Origin of the sequence: Stenotrophomonas maltophilia (assembly GCF_003970865.1) — a bacterium.
GTDB lineage: Bacteria > Pseudomonadota > Gammaproteobacteria > Xanthomonadales > Xanthomonadaceae > Stenotrophomonas > Stenotrophomonas maltophilia_AR.
In genome coordinates this window covers 1-21,251 of the sequence record NZ_RXLZ01000076.1, presented here as the reverse complement: position 1 = coordinate 21,251, position 21,251 = coordinate 1, and the positions used below count along the sequence as shown (strand labels likewise).

19 protein-coding genes and 3 tRNA genes are annotated in these 21,251 nt (G+C 67.4%); 7 read left to right on the top strand and 15 right to left on the bottom strand.

The window, feature by feature from the left end; all coding sequences use genetic code 11:
* Window positions 1-285: 285 nt before the first annotated feature.
* The 6 genes from EKL94_RS19545 to EKL94_RS19520 form a co-directional block, all read right to left on the bottom strand.
* On the bottom strand, window positions 286-2,076 hold the full coding sequence (locus EKL94_RS19545) for an acyl-CoA dehydrogenase C-terminal domain-containing protein (RefSeq protein WP_126930313.1): 1,791 nt from the start codon (window positions 2,074-2,076) through the stop codon (window positions 286-288).
* Between the two features lie 65 nt (window positions 2,077-2,141).
* Entirely contained in the window at window positions 2,142-2,618 is a 477-nt protein-coding gene (locus tag EKL94_RS19540) for an LEA/WHy family protein (RefSeq protein ID WP_049401709.1), read from the bottom strand.
* Between the two features lie 161 nt (window positions 2,619-2,779).
* Window positions 2,780-3,331, bottom strand: a complete 552-nt coding sequence (locus EKL94_RS19535) for a lipocalin family protein (protein WP_126930312.1) — start codon at window positions 3,329-3,331, stop codon at window positions 2,780-2,782.
* Window positions 3,332-3,428: 97 nt separating this feature from the next.
* Window positions 3,429-4,004, bottom strand: coding sequence for a hypothetical protein (locus tag EKL94_RS19530; protein ID WP_126930311.1), 576 nt, complete (start codon window positions 4,002-4,004; stop codon window positions 3,429-3,431).
* A 99-nt stretch (window positions 4,005-4,103) separates the two neighbouring features.
* A tRNA-Phe gene (locus tag EKL94_RS19525) sits at window positions 4,104-4,179 on the bottom strand.
* Between the two features lie 73 nt (window positions 4,180-4,252).
* Window positions 4,253-4,328 (bottom strand) — tRNA-Phe (locus EKL94_RS19520).
* A 334-nt stretch (window positions 4,329-4,662) separates the two neighbouring features.
* Here EKL94_RS19520 and EKL94_RS19515 point away from each other — a divergent pair.
* A complete protein-coding gene (locus EKL94_RS19515) occupies window positions 4,663-5,688 on the top strand; it encodes an NADPH-dependent curcumin/dihydrocurcumin reductase (protein ID WP_126930310.1) in 1,026 nt (341 codons plus the stop codon).
* Between the two features lie 109 nt (window positions 5,689-5,797).
* Here EKL94_RS19515 and EKL94_RS19510 read toward each other — a convergent pair whose 3' ends face one another.
* Window positions 5,798-6,640 (bottom strand): bifunctional transcriptional activator/DNA repair enzyme AdaA, encoded by an 843-nt coding sequence (locus tag EKL94_RS19510; protein WP_126930309.1) that lies wholly within the window; start codon window positions 6,638-6,640, stop codon window positions 5,798-5,800.
* A gap of 132 nt (window positions 6,641-6,772) precedes the next feature.
* Between EKL94_RS19510 and EKL94_RS19505 the strand changes: the two genes are divergently transcribed.
* A complete protein-coding gene (locus tag EKL94_RS19505; protein WP_126930308.1) occupies window positions 6,773-7,534 on the top strand; it encodes an SDR family oxidoreductase in 762 nt (253 codons plus the stop codon).
* Between the two features lie 6 nt (window positions 7,535-7,540).
* Here the strand turns inward: EKL94_RS19505 and EKL94_RS19500 are convergent, their stop codons facing one another.
* Window positions 7,541-8,026, bottom strand: coding sequence for a hypothetical protein (locus tag EKL94_RS19500; protein WP_126930307.1), 486 nt, complete (start codon window positions 8,024-8,026; stop codon window positions 7,541-7,543).
* Between the two features lie 161 nt (window positions 8,027-8,187).
* Here EKL94_RS19500 and EKL94_RS22475 point away from each other — a divergent pair, with 161 nt between their 5' ends.
* Complete coding sequence (locus EKL94_RS22475) at window positions 8,188-8,358, top strand: hypothetical protein (RefSeq protein ID WP_185830059.1); 171 nt, start codon at window positions 8,188-8,190, stop codon at window positions 8,356-8,358.
* 61 nt (window positions 8,359-8,419) lie between these two features.
* Here the strand turns inward: EKL94_RS22475 and EKL94_RS19495 are convergent.
* The 4 genes from EKL94_RS19495 to EKL94_RS19480 all read right to left on the bottom strand — a co-directional run bounded on the left by EKL94_RS19495 (window position 8,420) and on the right by EKL94_RS19480 (window position 11,476).
* A tRNA-Ala gene (locus EKL94_RS19495) sits at window positions 8,420-8,495 on the bottom strand.
* A gap of 94 nt (window positions 8,496-8,589) precedes the next feature.
* Window positions 8,590-9,516 carry an alpha/beta hydrolase gene (locus EKL94_RS19490; RefSeq protein ID WP_126930306.1) on the bottom strand — a complete coding sequence of 309 codons (927 nt, stop codon included), beginning with the start codon at window positions 9,514-9,516 and terminating at the stop codon, window positions 8,590-8,592.
* Window positions 9,506-10,399, bottom strand: a complete 894-nt coding sequence (locus tag EKL94_RS19485) for an alpha/beta fold hydrolase (RefSeq protein WP_126930305.1) — start codon at window positions 10,397-10,399, stop codon at window positions 9,506-9,508. Before EKL94_RS19485 ends, EKL94_RS19490 begins: the two co-directional genes overlap by 11 nt.
* A 21-nt stretch (window positions 10,400-10,420) precedes the next feature.
* Complete coding sequence (locus tag EKL94_RS19480; RefSeq protein WP_126930304.1) at window positions 10,421-11,476, bottom strand: sugar phosphate isomerase/epimerase family protein; 1,056 nt, start codon at window positions 11,474-11,476, stop codon at window positions 10,421-10,423.
* Between the two features lie 101 nt (window positions 11,477-11,577).
* On the opposite strand from EKL94_RS19480, the gene EKL94_RS19475 reads away from it, so the two are divergent.
* Both EKL94_RS19475 and EKL94_RS19470 read left to right on the top strand, forming a co-directional pair.
* Window positions 11,578-12,159, top strand: coding sequence for a TetR/AcrR family transcriptional regulator (locus tag EKL94_RS19475; protein WP_049395558.1), 582 nt, complete (start codon window positions 11,578-11,580; stop codon window positions 12,157-12,159).
* 180 nt (window positions 12,160-12,339) lie between these two features.
* Window positions 12,340-14,670 (top strand): TonB-dependent receptor, encoded by a 2,331-nt coding sequence (locus EKL94_RS19470; RefSeq protein ID WP_126930303.1) that lies wholly within the window; start codon window positions 12,340-12,342, stop codon window positions 14,668-14,670.
* 88 nt (window positions 14,671-14,758) lie between these two features.
* Here the strand turns inward: EKL94_RS19470 and EKL94_RS19465 are convergent, their stop codons facing one another.
* Both EKL94_RS19465 and rnd read right to left on the bottom strand, forming a co-directional pair.
* Window positions 14,759-16,798 (bottom strand): DUF4034 domain-containing protein, encoded by a 2,040-nt coding sequence (locus EKL94_RS19465; RefSeq protein WP_260473467.1) that lies wholly within the window; start codon window positions 16,796-16,798, stop codon window positions 14,759-14,761.
* A gap of 152 nt (window positions 16,799-16,950) precedes the next feature.
* The gene (gene rnd, locus EKL94_RS19460) at window positions 16,951-18,030 is read right to left on the bottom strand and encodes a ribonuclease D (protein ID WP_126930301.1); all 1,080 of its coding nucleotides are present in this window, start codon (window positions 18,028-18,030) and stop codon (window positions 16,951-16,953) included.
* Between the two features lie 84 nt (window positions 18,031-18,114).
* Between rnd and EKL94_RS19455 the strand changes: the two genes are divergently transcribed.
* A complete protein-coding gene (locus EKL94_RS19455) occupies window positions 18,115-20,001 on the top strand; it encodes a formylglycine-generating enzyme family protein (protein ID WP_126930300.1) in 1,887 nt (628 codons plus the stop codon).
* 89 nt (window positions 20,002-20,090) lie between these two features.
* Window positions 20,091-20,987: a M48 family metallopeptidase gene (locus EKL94_RS19450; RefSeq protein ID WP_019336850.1), complete on the top strand. Its 897-nt coding sequence runs from the start codon at window positions 20,091-20,093 to the stop codon at window positions 20,985-20,987.
* Between the two features lie 165 nt (window positions 20,988-21,152).
* Here the strand turns inward: EKL94_RS19450 and EKL94_RS19445 are convergent.
* Window positions 21,153-21,251: IS3 family transposase (locus tag EKL94_RS19445; protein WP_148105810.1), on the bottom strand; the 99-nt coding region annotated here is incomplete at its 5' end.

Genomic DNA, 21,251 nt, shown 5'->3' with positions numbered 1-21,251 from the left:
TTTAAGCGGAGAGGGGGGGCCGGAGGGGGGGGCCCCCCGGGGGGCCGGGGGAGTGTCACAGGAACCGGGCTCGGGGCACTGCCCGGGGGGGTTGGGCAGGACGCCCAACCCCGGTCCTGCCGTGTGCGCAGGACAGCGCACACGAGCATGCGGCGACCGAGGCTACAGGGACGTACTTGCGCCGTCCCCCGCAATTGGATCCGCCTCGCCATCCCGCAGGAAGCCGGCTTTTGCGGTTGCCGGCCAGCGGCCGGCGCAACCGCGGGTGCCGGGCGGCAGCCCGGCTCAGGCGCCGAAGCGCTCGTCGTCCATCGCCATCAGCGGGGCGGCGCCGGCCTGGATCGCGGCGGCGTGGCTGAGGGTGCGCGGCAGCACGCGGGCGAAGTAGAACCGTGCGGTCTCGCGCTTGCCCTGGGCGAAGGCGGCGCCGTGCGCGCTGGCATCGGCGGCGGCCACGCTGCGGGCCCACCAGTAGGCCAGCACCACGTAACCCGAATAGAACAGGTAGTCGTAGCTGGCTGCGCCCAGTTCGTCCGGATTGCCGGCCGCGCGCTGCAGCACGTCGATGGTCAGCTTGCCCCATTCGGCGGCCTTGGCGCGCAGCGGGGTGATGAACTCGGCCAGCGCCTCGTTGCCTTCGTGTTCCTTGGCGAAGGCTTCGATCTCGGCCAGCATCAGCTTCAGTCCGGCGCCCTGGCTGGATGCGGTCTTGCGGCCGATCAGGTCCAGTGCCTGGATGCCGGTGGTGCCTTCATACAGCGTCGTGATGCGGGCATCGCGGGCCAGCTGTTCCATGCCGTGTTCGCGGATATAGCCGTGGCCACCGAAGCACTGCAGGGCGTTGTAGGTGTTCTCGATGCCCCATTCGGTCTGGCAGGCCTTGGAGATCGGGGTCAGGAAGCTCACCAGAGTGTCGGCGCGCTCGCGCTCGGCGACATCCTCGGCGTGATGGGCAACGTCGATCAGGGTGGCGGCGTGCAGCGCCAGCAGGCGGCTGCCTTCGACCAGCGACTTCACCGTCAGCAGCATGCGGCGCACATCCGGGTGGACCAGGATCGGGTCGGCCGGCTTGTCCGGGAACTTGGCGCCGCTCAGGGCGCGCGACTGCAGGCGTTCACGGCTGTACTTCAGTGCGTTCTGGTAAGCGCGCTCGGACAGGCCGATGCCCTGCAGGCCCACACCCAGGCGCGCGGTGTTCATCATGGTGAACATGGCCTGCAGGCCCTTGTGCGGCTGGCCGACCAGGTAACCCTGCGCACCGTCGAAGTTCATCACGCAGGTGACCGAACCCTTGATGCCCATCTTGTGCTCGATCGAGCCGCAGCGCAGTGCGTTGCGCTCGCCGACATTGCCATCGCGGTCGACCTTGAACTTGGGGGTGACGAACAGCGAGATGCCCTTGGCGCCCGGAGGGGCGTCGGGCAGCTTGGCCAGCACCAGGTGCACGATGTTGCCGGTCAGGTCGTGCTCGCCGGCGGTGATGAAGATCTTGGTGCCGGTGATCGAGTAGCTGCCATCGGCATTCGGTTCGGCCTTGGTCTTGAGCAGGCCCAGGTCGGTGCCGCAGTGCGGTTCGGTCAGGCACATCGTGCCGGTCCAGCGGCCTTCGATCAGCGGCTTGAGGAAGGCGTCGTGCTGCCAGGCCTCGCCGTGCTGCTTCAGTGCTTCGATGGCGCCGTGCGAAAGCAGCGGGAAGTTGCCCCACGCCAGGTTGGCGGCGTTGATCATTTCGTTGAGCGGCACACCGAGGGTGTGCGGCAGGCCCTGGCCGCCCAGCTCCGGCGAGGCGGTCAGGCCGGTCCAGCCGCCATCGACGAACTGGTCGTAGGCCTGCTTGAAGCCGGGTGGGGTGGTCACTTCACCGGTGGCCTGGTCGAGCACGCAGCCGATTTCGTCGCCGACGCTGTTGAGCGGGGCCAGCACGGTGGCGCTGAAGCGGCCGGCTTCTTCCAGCACGGCATCGACCACGTCGGCGGTGGCGTCGGTGAAGCCCAGGCGGGCGAACAGGGGTTCGACCTTGAGCACATCGTGCAGGGCGAAACGGAGGTCGGAAAGCGGGGCGGTGTAGCTGCTCATCGGTACGTCTCGATTTGATCAGGGACAGGGGGAGCGGCGCCGGGCGCCGCGGCGGAAAGCGGGAGTCAGCGCAGCACGCCCGGCAGGCCCGGGGCCTGGTTGAGGGTGCTGCGGCTGCTGATGTCGAAGCTGCGCTGCTTCTTTTCCTGCGGCGTGGCCGCCACCGTTCCCTTCAGGCCGTAAGCCAAGGTGCGGTTGCTGGCCAGTGCATCGGCCACCACCAGGCGTGCGGCCGAGCTGGGCACCAGGTCGACCTGGATGACATCGGCCGAGGTGCCGCCGATGGAGATGCCCGGCTTAGCCTGCAGGGTGCCGGCGTCGCTGTCGCCGACGGTCAGCGCCAGCGCGACGTCATCGAAGGTCATCGGCATGGAGCTGTAGTTCTGCAGGCGCAGGGCCACGGTCCAGTTGCCGTCGGCGCGCACGGTCAGCTGCTGCAGGCTGGCCGCCGGTTCCGAAACACGCTTGACGATGCCGTTGTTGCAGGCAACAAGGGCGAGGGTGCACAGGACGATCAAGGCGATACGGAAGCGGTGGAGCATGGGCGCAGGTCCTCTGGAGGGGTGCGTTGGACAAGCATACTACGGCGTATGGTCATTTGGATCGCCTGTGGCGACCCGTCGCAGAGGGTAGCGCGTGAAGATGGCGGCCGGGCGTGCGCGGCGCCGGATGGCGCGCGCGTGGTGCGCCGGATGCGGGTGATTCAGTCGGCGGGCGTATCGCGAATCGGGGCCATCAGGCGCAGCGGGCCGAGGTCGTAGCCCATCGTCTCGGCCTTGGCTTTCAGCTGTTCGAACCGGGCGCGATCCATCTCCGGCAGGCGCGAGAGGATCCACAGGTACTTGCGGTCCGGTTCACCGACCAACGCCCACTGATAGTCCGGGTCCAGGGCCAGGACCCAGTAGTCGGCCCAGACCAGTGGCACCCAGCTCAGCCAGTCCGGCACGAAGCGGACCTGCAGCTGGCCGGGATGGCCGGCAACCGGGCGTGCCACGCCTTCAGCAACCACACGTTCCCCGTCGCCGTTGCGGCAGGCATTGGTGACACTGATGCGGCCATCGCGGCGCAGCCCGTAGTTGGCGGTGATCTCGCCGATGCACTGCTTCTGGAACGACACCGGAAGATGCGCGATCTCGTGCCACTGGCCGGCATAGCGATCGATGTCCAGCGTATCGACCGCGCGCACCGGCTCGGCGGCGATCACCGGCAGGGCAGCCAGCAGCAGGCAGGCGAGCAGGGCAGGGCGCAGAGGCATCGGCGTACTCCGTTCAGGAGTCCTGAGCTTAGGCGAGCGGCCAAGGCCACGTGTAAAGGTTCCATGCGCCGGCAACCATTGCCGCCGTCTGTTGCATCTACTGCTCGAACGGGCGTTGACTGCGCTCGTCGCCGTCAAAGGTAAGCGTTCGCGTATGCAGCGTGCCGCTGCTCATATCCCATTTGAAGGTGTCCAGCCCTCCGCCGCCGGTTCCCTTGGAATGCAGGCGTACTGCGCCGCGGGTCAGATTGTCGGTCAGCAGCAGTTGCGCGGAGCCGTCGGCGTCCACACGGAGTCCGGCCCGGTCCCGCCAACGGTTCTCGCCCTGTCCCTTCGGGGCATCCAGGGCAAGAGCGACGCTGTCGTCCTCGAATGTACTCAGGCCGCCTCGCTCGGCGCCGGAAGCATCGAAAATCAGGATGCCCGCGGCGCGGCTTCGTCGCCCGTCTTCTGCGCTGTCCTGGCCAATCTCCACCCGCACCACGCCGTGCTCGTCGAGTACCTGCAGCTGCCGCGTGCTCAAATGATCGACGTGTAATGGGGCGTCGCGCTGCGAAAGCAGCCAGGCCGTGACTGCGGCCAGGCCCAGCAACAACACGGACAGCCCGGCAACCAGCCAGTGCAGGCGTCGCAGCGATTGCTGCAGTTGGGGTAGAGAAGGGGCGTCATCCATGTCATCAGTGCTCCATGCAGTGAACCAAGGACGGTACTACAGAGCCGGCAGGCACGGTCGCGCAAAAAAAAGACCTGCATTTCTGCAGGTCTCTGAAGATGGTGGCCGAAGACGGAATCGAACCGCCGACACGGGGATTTTCAATCCCCTGCTCTACCAACTGAGCTACTCGGCCAAATTGTGCGGTAACCGTGATCAAACCCGGTTTCCGGAAAAAAAAGACCCGCATTTCTGCAGGCCTTCGAAAGTGGTGGCCGAAGACGGAATCGAACCGCCGACACGGGGATTTTCAATCCCCTGCTCTACCAACTGAGCTACTCGGCCACATGTTTCGTTGCAGCGAGGTCGCTGCCAAGGACGCGTATATTACGGAGGTCCGGGGTCTTCGGCAAGCGTTTTGCCAAGATTTCTTCACATTGCCGTCTGCGCGCTCGCAAGTGCTTGATCCTCCGTTGTAGGGCGGGGCGTGGTCAATCGATCATCGTGTGCGGTGGAAATCAGCAGGCCGCCACGATCGCCAAAGTTGCAAGGGCAAGGGCTGCGCCGGACCCGCGCCGCGCCGGTCCATGGAACGCTGTTTTCGTGGCCGCCATCGGGGACCGCCGCGGCGTAGTGTCGGCAGTCCTTTCCCGATGCTGGCAACAGCAGAGACTTGGCCATGTCCGATTCCTCCACCACCTCCCGCATCGTGCTTGCGTCGCGTCCGCAGGGGGCGCCAGGTGCAGCTAACTTCCGCTTGGAACAGACAGCGTTGCCGGCACTGGCCGATGGCGAGGTGCTGCTGCGCAACCGCTACCTGTCGCTGGACCCGTATATGCGTGGACGCATGGACGAGGGCCCGTCGTACGCCGCGCCGGTGGCGGTGGGCGCGGTGATGGAAGGGCAGACCGTGGCCGAGGTGCTGCAGTCGAACGCCGAGGGCGTAGCCGCAGGTGAGCTGGTGCTGGCGCCGGGTGGCTGGCAGACCCACGCGGTGCTGCCGGCCAAGGCACTGGGGCGCCGCCTGGACCCGGCCGGACTGCCGCTGAGTACCGCGCTGGGGGTATATGGCATGCCCGGCTTCACCGCCTATTCCAGTCTGCATGAAATCGCCCGTTTGAAGCCGGGCGAGACGCTGGTGGTGGCTGCCGCGACCGGGCCGGTGGGCGCGACCGTGGCCCAGCTGGCCATGCTGCAGGGCGCGCGCGTGGTCGCCATCGCCGGTGGCGAAGCCAAGCGCGCCTATCTGCAGACGCTGGGGGTGGACGTGGCGCTGGATCATCGCGCCGCTGATTTTGCGGACCAGCTGCGCGCGGCAGTGCCTGCGGGCATCGACGTGTACTTCGAGAATGTCGGTGGCCATGTGCTGGATGCAGTGCTGCCGCTGCTCAACGACTTCGCCCGCATTCCGGTGTGCGGCACCATCGCCACCTACAACGAGCGGGGCGTCGAGCAGCCCGGCCCGGACCGGTTGCCCGCACTGTTCAGCCAGATCCTGCGCCAGCGCCTGACCGTGCGCGGTTTCATCGTGCGCGACTTCAACCACCTGTGGCCGGACTTCGAGCGCGAGATGCCGCAGTGGCTGCGCGAAGGCCGCATCCAGTACCGCGAGGATGTGGTGGAAGGGCTGGAGAATGCGCCGGAGGCGTTCTTCGGGCTGCTGAAGGGGCACAACTTCGGCAAGTTGGTGGTGAAGCTGGATTGAGGGCTTGACGGTGTGCCGACCAAGGTCGGCACCTACCGGAAGCTGAGCGTGCCGACCTTGGTCGGCGGCTATCGGAAGCTGGGCGCGCCGATCAAGGTCGGGACCCACTTCAGGCAGTCGAGGCCTTTTCCCGGCGCAGCAGTTCGCGCTTGCGCGCCACGCCCCACGCATAGCCGGACAGGTCGCCATCGCGGCGCACCACGCGGTGGCAGGGGACTGCCACCGCCAGCGGGTTGCTTGCGCATGCGCGGGCCACCGCACGGCTCGAGCGCGGGGCGCCGATACGCGCGGCGACATCCGCATACGACGCGGTCTGCCCGCGCGGAATCTGCTGCAGTGCCTGCCACACCCGTTGCTGGAACGCGGTGCCGCGGATATCCAGCGGCAGCGTGGCGCCTCGCGAAGGATCCTCGACCAGGCCTACCACCTGTGCCACCAGTTGCTCATAGCCCTGGTCGGCGCCGACCAGTTCGGCCTGGCGGAAGCGTTGCTGCAATGACTGCAGCAGCGTCTCCGGATTGTCGCCGAGCAGGATCGCGACCACCCCGGTGGCACTGCTGGCCACCAGCACGCTGCCCAGTGAACTTTCGGCAAGCGCGAAGTGGATGACTTCGCCGCGACCACCTGCGCGCCATTGCTTGGGAGTCATGCCCAGCAACTTCGGTGCGTTCTCGTAGAAGCGTCCACTGGAACCGAAGCCGGCATCGTGGAAGGCGTCGGTGATGCGTTCCTGTTGTTCCAGCCCGGTGCGCAGGCGGTCGGCGCGCAGCGCGGCAGCGTACTGCTTCGGGGTCAACCCGGTGGCTTGCTTGAACAGGCGATGCAGGCGCGTGGGGCTGCAGCCGGCGATGTCGGCCAGTTCCTGCAGCGAGGGTTCGTCGAGGCTGGCCTGAAGGTGGCGGCAGACCCGTTCGACGCGGGCATCGAGGGCGGTGGTGGCGGTACTGTCCATGGCCGGATTCTGGCACGTGCCGGTTCTGCGGAAACTCCGTTTCCTGCACCGACGGGCTAGGCCCGGAAACGGAGTGTCGGCAGGCCGAAGGCGCGGCATTGTGGCGGCCACTTCACAACCGGTACCACGACCATGCGCCTGAACAACAAGATCGCCCTCATCACCGGTGCCAGCGCCGGCATCGGCCGCGCCAGCGCGCTGCGTTTCGCTGCCGAAGGGGCAAAGCTGGTGCTCAACGCACGGCGGCCGGAGCCGCTGCAGGCGCTGGCCGAGCAGATTCGCGCCGCCGGTGGCGAAGCCGTGGTGCATGCCGCCGATGTGGCTGATCCGGGCACGGCACAGGCGCTGGTCGATCTGGCCCAGCAGTCATTCGGCGGCCTGGACATCGCCCTCAACAATGCCGGCATGCTCGGCCCGGGCGTGCCGGCGGCGGAGTTCCCGGTGGACGCCTGGCGCGAGGTGATGGCGACCAATCTGGATGCGGCCTTCCATGCCGCACGCGCGCAGTTGCCGGCACTGCTGGCGCGCGGCGGCGGCTCGCTGGTGTTCATTGGCACTTTCGTCGGCCACACCGTGGGATTCCCGGGCATGGCGGCCTATGCGTCGAGCAAGGCCGGGCTGATCGGCCTGAGCCAGGTGATCGCTGCCGAATACGGCGCGCGCGGCGTACGCAGCAACGTGCTGTTGCCCGGTGGCACCGATACCGAGATGGGCCGGCAGGCGGCACCGACCGGCGATGCTCGCGACTTCGTGCGCTCGCTGCACGCACTGAAGCGCATGGCCGAGCCGGAGGAGATCGCCAACGCGGCGTTGTTCCTGGCCAGCGATGAAAGCAGTTTCGTTACCGGTACCGCGATGCGCGTGGAGGGGGGAGTGTCGATCACCCGTACCTGAGCGGGGTCAGGGGCGTGGCGCGTAGCGGATACCGCTGCTGGCCATGAAGCCTTTCGGATCGAAACGGGCCCAGGCTTCGCCCCAGTCGAACCGGGCGTGGCCGCCGGCCAGTTTGCGACCCAGCGCCGCACCCAGGGTGCGGCGCATGAAGGCGACTTCGGCATCGATCGCGGCCTGGGTCGGCCAGCCGTCTTCCAACGTTGCACCGGGTAGATTGACGCCCATCGTCACCATGTCGAGCTGTTGCCCGTGGAAGCACAGGCTGATGCCAGCGGGCGCGCCGCCCAGGCTGAGCTGGTGCAGGCTGAGCCAGACGTAGCCGGTGCCGACGTCGCGCTCGCCATGCATCAGCGTGGCGAAGGCGACGCGCGCCTCATCCCGTGTCAGGGTGGGGCCGATCAGTATCGGCAGGTTGCCGAGCTGGATGCTGCCCTTGGTCGCATCGAGGAGCATCGGCAACGCGTGGGCTGCGTGCTGGGTAGAAGAGGGCATGGCATACCGGTGGGCGTGGTGCCTCGGATTCTGACTGCGCGGGGGCCGCGGCGGCAAGCCAGTGCCTGCACATGACGTTGGCGCAGGACTGACCTGCGGCTTACCCGGCAACCTCTAGCGTGGTGGGCAACGTGGGCCCGCCGCCGGCGTGGGAGATTTCGATGAACGAGCGAGGCAGGGATCAGGACCCGAAGCAGGGTATCCAGGAAAGCCGCCAGGACAGGAAGCAGGACGATGTGGCCAAGCAGCGGCCGGGGCAGCACGATCAACAGGTGCGTGATACGCATTCGCGCAGCCCCCGGCGCAAGGATGGCGGCCAGGAGCCCGGCTGAGCCGCGGGCGCTAAAAGAAAAAACCCGCAGATCACGGAGATCTACGGGTTCTTCTGAATAGTGGTGGAGCCAAGGAGGATCGAACTCCTGACCTCGTCATTGCGAACGACGCGCTCTCCCAGCTGAGCTATGGCCCCACGGCAGGGTTTCAGTGTAGCGCTGCCTGCCGGGCTTGCCAAGCGCCGGGCCGGGACGGTGGCAGGCGTGGATCTGCTACCGCCCCTGGCCGGTTCAGACCAGGGCCTGGCGCAGCAGATCGCCCGCGCGCTGTACCGCCACGCCGGTGGAAACAGCCACGCCCTGCAGGTGGATGCACGCGTGGATCATCCCCGGCAACCGCTCCAGCGTGCAGTCGACCCCCGCAGCCTGCAGGCGGTGCGCGTACTGCTCGGCCTCGTCGCGCAGCGGATCGTGCTCGCAGCTGAGCACGGAGGCTGGCGCCAGCCCCTGCAGGTCGGTTGCGTGGGCGGGCGAGGCCAGTGACGGCGGTTGATCCAGATCACCCAGATAGGCCTGCCAGCAGCGCTGCATCAGTTCGGCGCTGAGGTAATAGCCCGTGGCGTAGTCGCGGTAGGAATCGCTGCTCATGCCGGCATCCAGCGCCGGGTACAGCAGCAGCTGGTGGCACGGTTGCGGCAGGCCCCGTTCGCGCAGCAGCAGGCAGCAGGCGGCTGCGAGGTTGCCACCCGCGCTGTCGCCACCGATCGCCAGCCGCTGTGCGTCCAGGCCGAGGTGCTCGGCGTTGTCATGCAACCACTGCCAGGCGTCGGCGACGTCATGCAGTGGAACCGGGAACGGGTGCTCCGGCGCCAGCCGGTAGCCCACGGCGACAATCACGCAGCCGCTGGCATTGGCCAGGGCGCGGCAGGGACCGTCGTAGACCGCCAGCGAACACTGGAACCAGCCGCCGCCATGGGCGAACAACAAGGCCGGCGCCGGTCCATCGGGCAGCCCTTCCGGTGTGTAAAGGCGGACTTCCAATGCGTGGCCGTCGCGTGCGATCACCGCATGTTCGATCGCATGCGCAACCGGCTGCGGCGCGCCCTGCAGCTGGGGCAGCGCGCTCTCGCTGATCGCCCGCAGCTCGCGCAGGTCCTCCGGCAGCGGATGGGCCGCGATGGCATCGACGAACTGCTGCAGCGCCGGTTCAAGCTGCATGGTGTGCCTCCTGCAGGAACGGCAGCAGCTGTGCAAGAAATGCCTGCGGCGCTTCTTCCATGATGAAGTGGCCGCAGCCCGGCACGATGCTGCCGCGCACGTCATCGGCATGCGGTTGCAGGGTCAGCATCGGCGCATCGCCGGTGGCGTGTTCGGCGCCGATCGCCAGCACCGGCATCGGCAGCCGGCGCTGCGCGCGCAGCTTGTTCTGGCGGATCGTTTCTGGAATCGCACGGTACCAGGCGAAGCCGGCGCGCAGCGCGCCGGGGCGACTGTAGGCGGCAATGTAGGTGTCGGCGGCCACTGCATCGCGTCGGTACGACCAGCGGTCGAACATGAATTCCAGGTAGGCGCGTTCGCGACCGCTGATGAGCGCCTCGGGCAGATCGGCAACCTGGTTGAACATGAAGTGCCAGAGGAAGATGTTGTCGGCCGGTGCAGCGAAGATGCCCGGTTCCGGCGCAAGGCCGGGAATCACCGCTTCGGTGACCGCCAGCTGGCGCACCGCCTGCGGCTGGTCGCTGGCCAGCGCATAGGCGATCCACATGCCGATGTCATGCCCGACCACCTGGTAGCGGTCGTGGCCCAGTGCCTGCATGGTCTGGTGCAGGACTGCGGCGGCGCTGCCGGTGTCGTAGCCGTGGGCGGGGCGGTCGGATTCGCCGATGCCCGGCGGATCAACCGCGATGGCTTCGAAGCCGGCCTCGGCCAGCGCGTGCAGCACGTGGCGCCAGGCGTACCAGGTCTGCGGCCAGCCGGGAATCAGCAGCACCGGTTCACCGTGGCCGGCGGATACACAATGCACGCGCTGGCCATCAATGCGCAGGTAGTGGTGGCGCAGCGAAGCGTCGCCGGCAGCGCCAGCGGAAAGGGAAGTGGTCATGGGGGAGTGCTCCGTTGGGGCTCAGGCAATGCCGAGCATCTGCTGCATCTGCGCGGTGCTGATCGGTGCACCGGCGAAGTCGTCGAAAATCTTGTCGGTGACCGGAATGATGTGGTCGCGGATGAACGCGGCACCTTCGCGCGCTCCAGCTTCCTGGTCCTTCAGGCAGCACTCCCATTCCAGCGTTGCCCAGCCCGCGTAGTCGTACTGGGCGAGCTTGGAGAAGATCGACTTGAAGTCGACCTGGCCATCGCCCAGCGAGCGGAAGCGGCCCGCACGCTCGGTCCAGTCGGCATAGCCTCCATAGATGCCCTGGCGCCCGCTCGGACGGAATTCGGCGTCCTTGACATGGAACATGCGGATCAGCGGGTGGTAGATGTCCAGGTACTCCAGGTAGTCCAGCTGCTGCAGCACGAAGTGGCTGGGATCGAACAGGATGCGGCAGCGCTGGTGCTGGCCAACGCGCTCGAAGAAGCGCTCGAAGCTGGTGCCGTCATGCAGGTCTTCGCTGGGATGGATCTCGTAGCAGAGGTTGATGCCGTTGTCCTCGCAGGTGTCGAGGATCGGCCGCCAGCGTCGCGCCAGTTCGTCGAACGCGGCGTCGATCAGGCCCGGCGGGCGCTGCGGGAACGGGAACAGGTAGGGCCAGGCGAACGAGCCGGAGAAAGTGCCCATGTCCTGCAGGCCGAGACGGCGTGACGCACGGGCGGCCAGGTGCAACTGCTGCTGCGCCCATTCGCTGCGGGCCTTCGGATTGCCGCGCAGTGCTTCGGGTGCGAAACCATCGCAGAGTTCGTCGTAGGCCGGATGCACGGCGACCAGCTGGCCGAGGATGTGGGTGGTCAGTTCGCTGACCTGCAGGCCGTGCTCGGCCAGGGTGCCGCGGAGGTCGTCGCAGTAGTCCTGGCTTTCGGCAGCAGTGGCCAGGTCGAACAGGCGTGCATCCCAGGCCGGGATCTGCAGGGCCTTGAAACCGTGGCCGGCGGCCCACTCGGCGATGCCGGCAAGTGAGTTGAATGGGGCCTGGTCGCCGGCGAACTGCGCCAGGTGCAGGCTGGGGCCCTTGAGGGTCTGCATGTGTTGCTCCAATTGTTTGTCGATCGACAAAGAATAGGCGCGGCCCTCGCGGTGGTCAACACCCGCGTTACACTGCGCGCCTCACTGGAGCAGGCAGGCAGATGGCAGGGCGACCGCGCGAATTCGACAGGGACCAGGCGTTGCGCAAGGCGATGCTGCTGTTCTGGCAGCACGGCTATGAAGGCACGTCGATGTCGGCACTGGTCGAAGCACTGGGCATTGCCTCTGCACGCATCTACGCCGCGTTCGGCAGCAAGGAGCAGTTGTTCCGCGAAGCCGTTGCGCTGTACGAGGAAGGCGAGGGCGGCTTCGCGCCGCGCGCGCTGGAGCAGGCCACGCTGCGTGAGGCGATCGGCTCCATGCTGCGCGAAGCGGTGCTGACCTACACCCGGCGCGGGCGGCCGCATGGTTGCCTGGTGGTGTCCTCGGCCAGCAGCGTCTCGCCCGATGGCGAGGGCGTGCGGGACTGGTTGGCCAGCCATCGTCGCCAGCGTACGGCGGCGATCATCGCGCGCCTGCAGCAGGCGCAGTCCGAAGGGGAGCTGGCCGGCGATGTGGCGGTGCAGGCACTGGGCGATCACTTCGCCACGGTGCTGCACGGCATTTCGGTGCAGGCGCGTGACGGCATCAGCCGCGAGCGGCTGCTGGCGATGGTCGATGTGGCGTTGGGCCCGCTGCCCTGAGTCAAGCCTTCAGGGCGTGCGGAATGCCCGGTGACTGTGCCGAAACCGCTGGTTTCGCCGGGCTTGGAGGCTGCGCAACGAAATCGTAACAATTTGGGGGATAATGGCGGCTTGCGCAGTTTTCTTCCTTTTTGCCGCCCGGCTCGCGCAGGCCGCACGGACGCCTCCTCAGAGCATTTCATGCCCTCCCATTCCGATTCCCGCCGCCTGTCGGGTATGTCGTCTTCCTTTGTTTCCTTCCGCCGCCACCCGCTGGCCCTGGCCTGTGCCGGCCTGGCCCTGGCTGCCAGCTTCGGTGCCGCCGCGCAGGACAGCGCGCCGACCCCGACCGGCCTGGACACGATCACCGTGACCGCCGAACACCGCGAGCAGAACCTGCAGGAAGTGCCGGTCTCGGTGGGCGTGGTGCAGGGCGAGCGCATGCGCGACTTCACCGCCGGCGGCGACGACACCCTGCTGGCGCTGTCCGGCCGCGTGCCGAGCCTGTATGCGGAAACCACCACCGGCCGCATCTTCCCGCGCTTCTACATCCGTGGCCTGGGCAACATCGACTTCTACCTGGGTGCCTCGCAGCCGGTGTCGATCATCCAGGACGACGTGGTGCTGGAACATGTGGTGCTGAAGTCCAACCCGGTCTATGACGTGGACCAGGTGGAAGTGCTGCGCGGCCCGCAGGGCTCGCTGTTCGGCCGCAACACCACCGCCGGCATCATCAAGTTCGACACGCTGAAGCCGACCCAGGACTACACCGGCCGCGTCAGCGCCAGCTATGCGACCTATAACAGCGTGTCGATCGACGGCGGCTTCGGCGGCCCGATCAACGACATCGCCTCGTTCCGCGTGTCGGCGCTGTACCAGCACCGCGACGACTACGTCGACAACACCTACAAGGGCCCGAGCGCCGACGGCACGGTCAGCCCGAAGAAGAACGCCATGGGCGGCTTCGATGACCGCAACGTGCGCGCGCAGCTGCTGCTGACCCCGAGCGACCAGTTCTCGATCCTGGCCTCGGCCCACGCCCGTGATTACGAAGGCACCTCGACCCTGTTCCTGCGCGGTGCGCTGACGAAGGGCTCGAACAAGACCGACGTGCCGCGTGATCAGGTCGCCTACGACGAAGCCGACAACAACCCGCAGGCCTACAAGACCTACGGCGGCTCGGTGAAGGCGCGTTACGACTTCGGCGCGATCGACTTCACCTCGATCACCGCCTACGAGACCACCTCCGGCTACAGCCGCGGCGACACCGATGGCGGCGCTGCGGTGAACTTCCCGGTGAACGGCGTGCCGAACGGCTATGGCCAGTCGATGGGCCGCATCCGTGACCTGGACCAGTGGACCCAGGAATTCCGCCTGGCCAGCCATGACGACAGTGCGCTGCAGTGGCAGGCCGGTGCGTTCTACTTCAACGGTAGCGACACCACCGACTTCTACCAGCGCGCCTGGTTCCTGCAGGGCGCGGCACGCAACCCGAACAACTGGGTGCGCCTGCGCAACAAGAACACCTCGTGGGCCGGTTTCGGCCAGCTGAGCTACGCCTTCACCGACAAGTTCACCGTCACTGCCGGCCTGCGCCAGACCAAGGACGAGAAGCACACCCGCCTGCTGAAGACCGCTGACACCGCCGCCGGCGTGGTGACCTACAAGGGCCGCACCGACGTCAAGATGTCCGACACCACCCCGAGCTGGGATCTGAGCGCGATGTATCAGATCACGCCGGACGTGAGCGTCTACGCCAAGGTCGCGCGTGGCTTCCGTGGCCCGACCATCCAGGGCCGTTCGGCGGTGTTCAATGCCGACTTCACCACCGCCGATTCCGAGACGATCCTGTCCTGGGAAGCGGGCGTGAAGAGCAGCCTGTGGGACAACCGCTTGCGCCTGAATGCCACCGCGTTCACCTACACCGTCAACGACATCCAGCTCAACGGCAACGATTCGGACGGCAACGGCGTGCTGTTCAATGCCGACAAGGCCAAGGCCTACGGTTTCGAAGCCGACATGGAGCTGCGCCCGATCCCGAACCTGACCCTGAGCGCCGGCCTGAGCCTGTTGCACAGCGAGATCAAGGACAAGCGTGTGTACGCGCAGGTCTGCGGCCTCAACGGCCAGGTGGTCTGCACCGTCGGCGACCCGACCATCAAGGTCGGTGCCAACACCTTCGCCCAGATCGACGGCAACCCGCTGCCGAACGCGCCGAAGTACAACGTCAACCTGGCCGCCCGCTACGACTTCCCGGTCAGCGATGCCGGCACCATGTTCGTGTCCACCGACTGGAACAAGCAGGGTTACACCAGCTTCGTGCTGTACGACAGCAAGGAGTTCAACTCCAAGGGTGACTTCGAGGGTGGCCTGAAGATCGGCTACTCGGGCAACTACGGTGCCTACGAAGTGGCGCTGTTCGCGCGCAACATCACCAACGAGAAGAACCTCAAGGGTGTGATCGAGAACTACATGGCCGCGGTCTACAACGAGCCGCGCACCGTCGGTGTCTCGCTGAACATGAACTGGTAATGCGCTGTCGCGATGGCGGGGCATCCCGCCATCGCGTTGCTGGAATGCAAAGGGCGACCCGGATTACCGGGCCGCCCTTTTCGTTGCTTCAGACCGCAGTGAGGTTGCTGTCCTGGCTGCGCTGGCCGAAGGTCAGGGCCCAGGTGGCGCTGTCCACCTGCTGGCGGTCCTGTTCCTGCTGCTTGCGTGCGCGGCTGGCGCCGAACCAGCGGCCTTCGCCGTTGATCAGCGGCGTCATGCGTACCACGTCCACATACTCCGGATCGATCTCGCTGGCGCGCTGCAGCCAGGTCAGGGCGAGGAATGCATTGGCCGGGACGCCGTTACCGAAGTGGTAGACGTCGGCCAGGTAGCCGGCCGCCCACAGCTTGTCGTCGTCCTCACCGCGCCACCACAGCGGAATCAAGGCGCGTTCGACCGCTTCGCGCTTGTGCGCGTCGTTCTGGCCATCGAATGCCAGGCAGGCCAGGTTGCGGCAGGCCGGGCCCCACACGCGCTCACCGGCGTCGGCTTCGCGCAGGCAGCGCAGGTACAGCTCGCGCGCACGCGCTTCATTGTCCGCGCCGCCTGCAGCGACCTGGCGCACGGCCAGGTTGTAGGTGGCGATCAGGTCGCCGCCTTCGACGGCACGCTCCTGCCAGTACAGGGCTTTCTGGGCATCGACGAAGTCCGGCTGGTCGCGGCCGCCCATCCGGCCCTTGTACAGGTCGCACAGCGCGGCCATCGCACCGGCGTCGCCGTCGTCGGCCATGCGCTGCAACAGCGACAGGCCTGCGGCCTGCGAGACATCGCAGAACAGATTGGAAGCGAAGGTGACCGTGGACGTCTTCTGCTGCACCGCCAGTTTCAGGGCGCGCTGCAGCAGGGGTTGCGCACGTGCCGGATCGGCTTCCTGGCCGAGCAGCCCATGCTCGATGGCGGTTGCGGCCCAGAGCAGGCCGAGCGCGGAATCACCTTCGCGCGCGGCGTAGTCCACCACCTGCGCGAACAGCGCTTCGGCGCCGTCCACATGGGCGAACCAGGTGCAGGCCTCCAGGCTGCTGAAACCTCCGTGCAGGACCATGTCTCGATCCAGCACCCAGGCCTGCTGCAGGTCCTCAAGCACGGCCTGCATGCATCCGGCATCCCATTGCACCTGGTCTTCGATCTCCTCGATGCGCCCGAGATGAAAGCGGAATGCAGCACGCTGGGTCAGGACTTCAGCACGCACGTAGCCCTCCAGGTGCCAGTCAAGGATCTGTGCATACGCGCGCTCATGCACGGCTACCGCTTCGGCATCCCCGCGGCGCGGCAGGTCTCCCATCCAGTCCTGTTCCTTGCACCAGCGCAACGCATTGCGCTGTGCCAGCTCCAGGCCACGACACCAGCCGCCCTCGATGAAATCCTCCATCGCTTCGTGACTGCCGCCCCAGCGCGGGTACAGGTAGTAGAGGGTGTCTTCCAGCGTGCCCAGGTCGTCCGGACGCTGCTCCAGCACCAGGCGCATCCAGTACGCGAGAGGGGCATCGAAATCGTCCTCGCTGCGATCGCGCAGCAACGTGGGCAGCGCATCCGGCAGCGTCTGCAACGGGGCACCGAAGCGCGACAGTAGCTGCAATGCCTGCGGCCAGGCTTGCGGATAGTGCTCGGCCAAGGCTGCTTCATCGGATTCCGGCGATTGCCCCGCCTGGAGCGCGCGCAGCCAGTTTGGCTCGCGCAGGTAGCTGGTGATGCGCTTGATGCCATCCAGCGCCAACGCCGGGCGCTGCGACAGCGCGATCGCCTGCAGGTAGGCATGCACGGCGTGGTCGCGTGCCTGCTGTGCGGCCAGCCACTGGCTGTCTTCCACCAGTGCGGCCACATCGGCGCTGCGCAGGGCGCCAGCGGCCGACTCCCAGCAGGCACCCAGGCGCAGGTGTGCGTAATAGCTGTGGGGAGCGGCGGCAACCCATCGTTGCGCCTGCTGCAGGCGCTCATCCAGGGGCAGCGCCGTGTCCTGCAGGTTGCGCAGGCGCCAGCGGATGCCGGGCAGCGGCCGGGTGCCGTTCAGCCAGGCCTGTTCGTGTGGGGCAAGCAGCGACTCGAGTGCTGCATGGTCGTGTTCCTGCAGCGCGGTGCGCGCCTGCGCGCGCCAGGCCAGGTCGTCCATGGAAAGGCCGTCTTTTACAAGTCCATTTGTCATCTGATGCAATCCAACAATAGCGGGGACGCTATTGGACAGGCCCGCGCGCGCGTCGGCAAGCGTGGCAGATGCTCATTCTGTGTGTTGCGGGCGCCGGCGCAGTGCCAGCGCCCGCAGTGTCAGCGCGCCGGCAACAGTGCCTGCAGTCGCGATTCCAGTTCCTGCTGGCGCCAGCCGGCCAGGGCTGCCGGCCATTGGCGACGTTCCAGATAGCTTTCCAGGTGCTTGCGCGAGGCAAGGACGCCATCCGGCAGGCCCAGCTCGCGGCTGCGTTCGGCCACCGCGTCCTGCAGCTTCTTCACCGCCTGCTTGTTGCTGTCATTGGCGGGCAGCGCCAGCGGTGCCCCGGCCTCATCGGCCAGCGGCGTGGACAGCGCCTGCCAGACCGCACCGGCCAGCTTGCGCGGTGCCTTCGGGAACTGCTCGAACAGCTTGCCCAGCGCAGCCTCGTCGGCCGGCGGCGTGCGTGCCAGCGAGGCGGCCAGTTCGTTGTCCAGGATCCAGCTTCGCGGGCGGTCGCTGTTGCGTGCCTGCACATCACGCCAGCGCAGCAGGCGCAGCAGGCGGTGCTGTGCGGCCGCGTCGAGGAACTGTGCCGAGCGCATCGCCAGATGCGGCCAGCGGTCCTCGTCGTTGGCGACGCTGGCCAGCAGGCGCTCGCCATCGTCGTGCAGCCACTGCTGGCGGCCGAGCGCCTGCAGCTTGGCATCAATGGCGTCATGCAGCGCGAACAGGTGCTCGACATCGTCGGCGGCATACTGCAGCTGCGACTCCGAAAGCGGGCGGCGCATCCAGTCCGAACGGGTTTCGCCCTTGGCCAGGGCGACGCCGGTGATTTCCGCCACCAGCTTCTGGTAGCCCATGCCGCCGCCGATGCCGGCCAGCGCGGCACCGATCTGGGTGTCGAACAGTGGTCGCGGCAGCACGCCGCACGCCCACTTGAAGGCGACCAGGTCTTCGCTGGCGCTGTGCATCACCTTGGTGATGGATTCATCGGCCAGCCACGGCGCCAGCGCCTCGGTCATGCCGGGAATCAGCGGGTCGATCAGCAGGATGTCCTGCCCGACCGCCATCTGCACCAGGGCCAGCTGCGGCCAGAAGGTGCGTTCACGGATGAATTCGGTGTCCAGGCCGATGCGGGTCGGGCGCTGCTGGAAGTACGCATCCAGCTCGGCGGGGGTGGTGATCCAGGTTGCCACGGTTCAGGGCCTACTACTCGGGTTTGCTCAGGCAGGGGAGAATAGCCTAACGTCGGTGCGCGTCCGTGCCGAAGGAGGCTCCGCTTGCGTTTTCCGTTGTCGTCCGCGCTGTGCACCGCCCTGGCCATGGCCTTGGCGGGCTGCACGCCGTCGCCCCCCACGGCAGCGGACCGGAGTGCCGGGGAGGAGGCGCGCCCGTCCGTGAACGCAGACAGCGACGAGCGCCCGCAGGCCGGGCAGGGCAGCGTGACCATCGCCGGTGAGGATGCCGCTGAGGATGTACAGCAGTGGACGCCACCGCGGGTGGATCGGCAGGGCCGCAGCCTGGCCCAGTTGCGCCGCGCGGCCGGGCAGGCCTTCTCCGAGGGCCGGCTGTATGAGGATGCCGATGCCGCCATCCCGCTGTGGCTGGCGGTACAGGAAGAGGACCCGGATGACCGCCTGGCCCGCCAGGGCCTGCAGCGTGCCCGCCAGCGCCTGCAGCAGCAGGCGGATGCGCTGCTGGTTCGGCCGCTGAAGCAGCGCGAGGCGCTGGCCGAGGCCAGCCGCCAGGCGCTGGTTCTGCTGATGCTGGCGCCGAAGGACGAGAAGGTACGCGCACTGCAGGGACGGGTGGAGCTTGCCCAGCGGGTGGTCGCTTACAACCGCGCTGGCGAAGAGGACCTGCGCTCGGACCGGATCGGCGAGGACGGGGACGGGGCCATCGGCAACTTCCGCGAGGCACTGGCACTGGATGAGAACAACAGCCGTGCACGGCAGGGGCTGGCCGCGGCCGAAAGTGGGCTGATCCGCCGTGCCGAGGACGCTGCACGCACGCGCGATTTCGCCAGCGCGGGCACCTGGCTGGCCGAAGCCAGCAAGGTGCGCGACTCGTCGCCGACCATCGCCGACGCTTTCGAGCGCATCGAGCAGATCCGTGCGGCGGCATTGCTGCAGCTGCGCGATGACGGCCTGCGCGACCTGTCCACGCCGCAGGGCCTGAAGCCGGCGCGCGAGAAACTGGCCGAAGCCCTGCGCATCGCCCTGCCGGGAGACGCGGTGGTGGCCCAGCTGCGTGAGCGTATCGACTTGGCCACCCACTACGGCAGCTTCCGCCCGGGACAGGTATTCAGCGACGCCATGCGTGATGGCGGACGCGGGCCGCAGATGGTGGTGGTGCCGCACGGCGGTTTCCAGATGGGCGCTGGCGATGCCGAACCGGGTTCGAGCGATGCCGAGCGACCATCGCACTATGTACGCTTTGATCGAGGCTTCGCGATGGCGATCACCGAGGTCACGGTCAGCGATTTCCAGCGCTACGTGAAGGCGACCAATGCGCGCCCCCGGGCGACGCGGCGCGGCCATTCGGTGGTCTATGACGAGCGCAGCGGCAACTTCATCCGCCGCAGCGGCGTGGACTGGCGCTCGGATTACGACGGTGGCCGCGCAATGGCCAATTCGCCGGTGATGCACGTCAGCATCCGCGATGCCGAAAACTATGCGGCGTGGTTGTCCGAGCAGACCGGGCGCAGCTACCGGTTGCCCAGTGAAGCGGAGTTCGAGTACGCGCTGCGCGGCGGCAACAGTGGTCGCTACCCCTGGGGCGATGCGGGCACGCCGCCGCCGGGCAGCGGCAATTTCACCGGCAGCAAGGATGTGTCGCCGTCCGGGCGGCACTGGCACAACGCCTTCATCGGCTATGGTGATGGCTGGTGGGGGCCGGCACCGGTAGGCAGTTTCCAGGCCAATGCCTTCGGCCTGCACGACATGGGCGGCAATCTCAGCGAATGGGTGGCCGATTGCTGGCATGCCAGCTACCGGCGCGCGCCCTCCGATGGCGCCGCCTGGTTCAACCCGGGCTGCCGCGCACGGGTGATCCGGGGGGGCAACTGGGCCAATGCGCCGGAGCAGACCCGCGCGGCCTGGCGGCAATCCCAGGACTCGGATACCACAAACGCGCGCATCGGCTTCCGCCTGGTACGCGGCATCTGATCGGCGGCCGGCTTCACCCGTTGCTGGCATCGGCGCACTAAGATTGCGCCGTGCCCGCCGGCCGGCGGGGCCTGCTGGAAGCCGACCCGATGCGCAACGATCCCTTTTCCCGCCCGCCACAAGGCTCGCAGCGCCGCGGCCTGTTCGGCAACATCCGCTGGTGGGTGCTGTTGCTGGCCGCCGGCTATGCGGTGTTCTACTGGTTTTCCAACCGCACGGTGGATCCGTATACCGGCGAGAAGGTGATGATCGACAGCAGCCTGGACGCGCGCCAGGAGACCGCTTTGGGGCTGCAGGCCTACCAGCAGATCCTGTCGCAGGAACGGCCGATGGACCCCAACGCACCGATCGCGCGCGATGTGCGTGACATCGCCCAGCGCCTGATTGCCAAGGTCGATGTGGTGGAGACCGCGCTGGCCCAGGAGCACGGCGTGCAGCCGGCGCATTTCGCGCGGGATTTCCAGTGGGAAGTGAATGTGATCCCATCCGACCAGGCCAATGCGTTCTGCCTGCCGGGCGGCAAGATGGCGGTCTACACCGGGTTGGTGCCGGTGGCGCGCACCCGCGATGCGATGGCGGTGGTGATGGGCCATGAGATTGCCCATGCACTGCTGCGCCATGGTGCACAGCGCATGGCCCAGCAGAAGCTGACCCAGATCGGGCAGGTGGCCGGCGCCGCCAGCGGCATGGATGCGCAGCAGCAACAGATGATGATGTCGGCGATGGGCTATGGCTACCTGCTGCCGTATGCGCGCAGCCACGAGACGCAGGCCGACGAAGTGGGCCTGATGCTGGCTGCGGCGGCGTGCTTCGATCCGCGCGAGGCGGTGCCGCTGTGGCAGCGCATGGGCCAGGCCAGCGGCGGCCAGTCGCCACCGGAGTTTTCCTCGACCCACCCGAACCCGGGCACTCGCATCCAGAATCTGCAGGCGCTGATGCCGAAGGCGCTCGAGTACCGGCAGAAGTTCTGCGAGCAGGCAAAGTAGGGGGTTGGTCGGCAGGGCTTGCAGCCCTGCACCCGCTGCGAACCAGGGCAACAGCAACAGCAACAGCCGAAGCAGAAGCGGGTTTCCCGTGGGAGGCGGGGTGGGTCCGGTGGCGGGAGACGCCGTAAACCCGTCCCTGAAGTGACCCCCGAGACTTGGACGGGGTCAGGCGGCCGATTGGGCCCGCTCCCGGTACTTTACCGGGCTCAGGCCTTTCAATTTCAATTTGATGCGCTCTTCGTTGTAGTACTGGATGTATTCCAC

Bases quoted from the DNA above. Each gene is read 5' to 3' on its own strand.
- EKL94_RS19545 (WP_126930313.1), bottom strand. From the start codon at position 2,076: ATGAGCAGCTACACCGCCCCGCTTTCCGACCTCCGTTTCGCCCTGCAC.
- EKL94_RS19540 (WP_049401709.1), bottom strand. From the start codon at position 2,618: ATGCTCCACCGCTTCCGTATCGCCTTGATCGTCCTGTGCACCCTCGCC.
- EKL94_RS19535 (WP_126930312.1), bottom strand. From the start codon at position 3,331: ATGCCTCTGCGCCCTGCCCTGCTCGCCTGCCTGCTGCTGGCTGCCCTG.
- EKL94_RS19530 (WP_126930311.1), bottom strand. From the start codon at position 4,004: ATGGATGACGCCCCTTCTCTACCCCAACTGCAGCAATCGCTGCGACGC.
- EKL94_RS19515 (WP_126930310.1), top strand. From the start codon at position 4,663: ATGTCCGATTCCTCCACCACCTCCCGCATCGTGCTTGCGTCGCGTCCG.
- EKL94_RS19510 (WP_126930309.1), bottom strand. From the start codon at position 6,640: ATGGACAGTACCGCCACCACCGCCCTCGATGCCCGCGTCGAACGGGTC.
- EKL94_RS19505 (WP_126930308.1), top strand. From the start codon at position 6,773: ATGCGCCTGAACAACAAGATCGCCCTCATCACCGGTGCCAGCGCCGGC.
- EKL94_RS19500 (WP_126930307.1), bottom strand. From the start codon at position 8,026: ATGCCCTCTTCTACCCAGCACGCAGCCCACGCGTTGCCGATGCTCCTC.
- EKL94_RS22475 (WP_185830059.1), top strand. From the start codon at position 8,188: ATGAACGAGCGAGGCAGGGATCAGGACCCGAAGCAGGGTATCCAGGAA.
- EKL94_RS19490 (WP_126930306.1), bottom strand. From the start codon at position 9,516: ATGCAGCTTGAACCGGCGCTGCAGCAGTTCGTCGATGCCATCGCGGCC.
- EKL94_RS19485 (WP_126930305.1), bottom strand. From the start codon at position 10,399: ATGACCACTTCCCTTTCCGCTGGCGCTGCCGGCGACGCTTCGCTGCGC.
- EKL94_RS19480 (WP_126930304.1), bottom strand. From the start codon at position 11,476: ATGCAGACCCTCAAGGGCCCCAGCCTGCACCTGGCGCAGTTCGCCGGC.
- EKL94_RS19475 (WP_049395558.1), top strand. From the start codon at position 11,578: ATGGCAGGGCGACCGCGCGAATTCGACAGGGACCAGGCGTTGCGCAAG.
- EKL94_RS19470 (WP_126930303.1), top strand. From the start codon at position 12,340: ATGCCCTCCCATTCCGATTCCCGCCGCCTGTCGGGTATGTCGTCTTCC.
- EKL94_RS19465 (WP_260473467.1), bottom strand. From the start codon at position 16,798: ATGGACGACCTGGCCTGGCGCGCGCAGGCGCGCACCGCGCTGCAGGAA.
- EKL94_RS19450 (WP_019336850.1), top strand. From the start codon at position 20,091: ATGCGCAACGATCCCTTTTCCCGCCCGCCACAAGGCTCGCAGCGCCGC.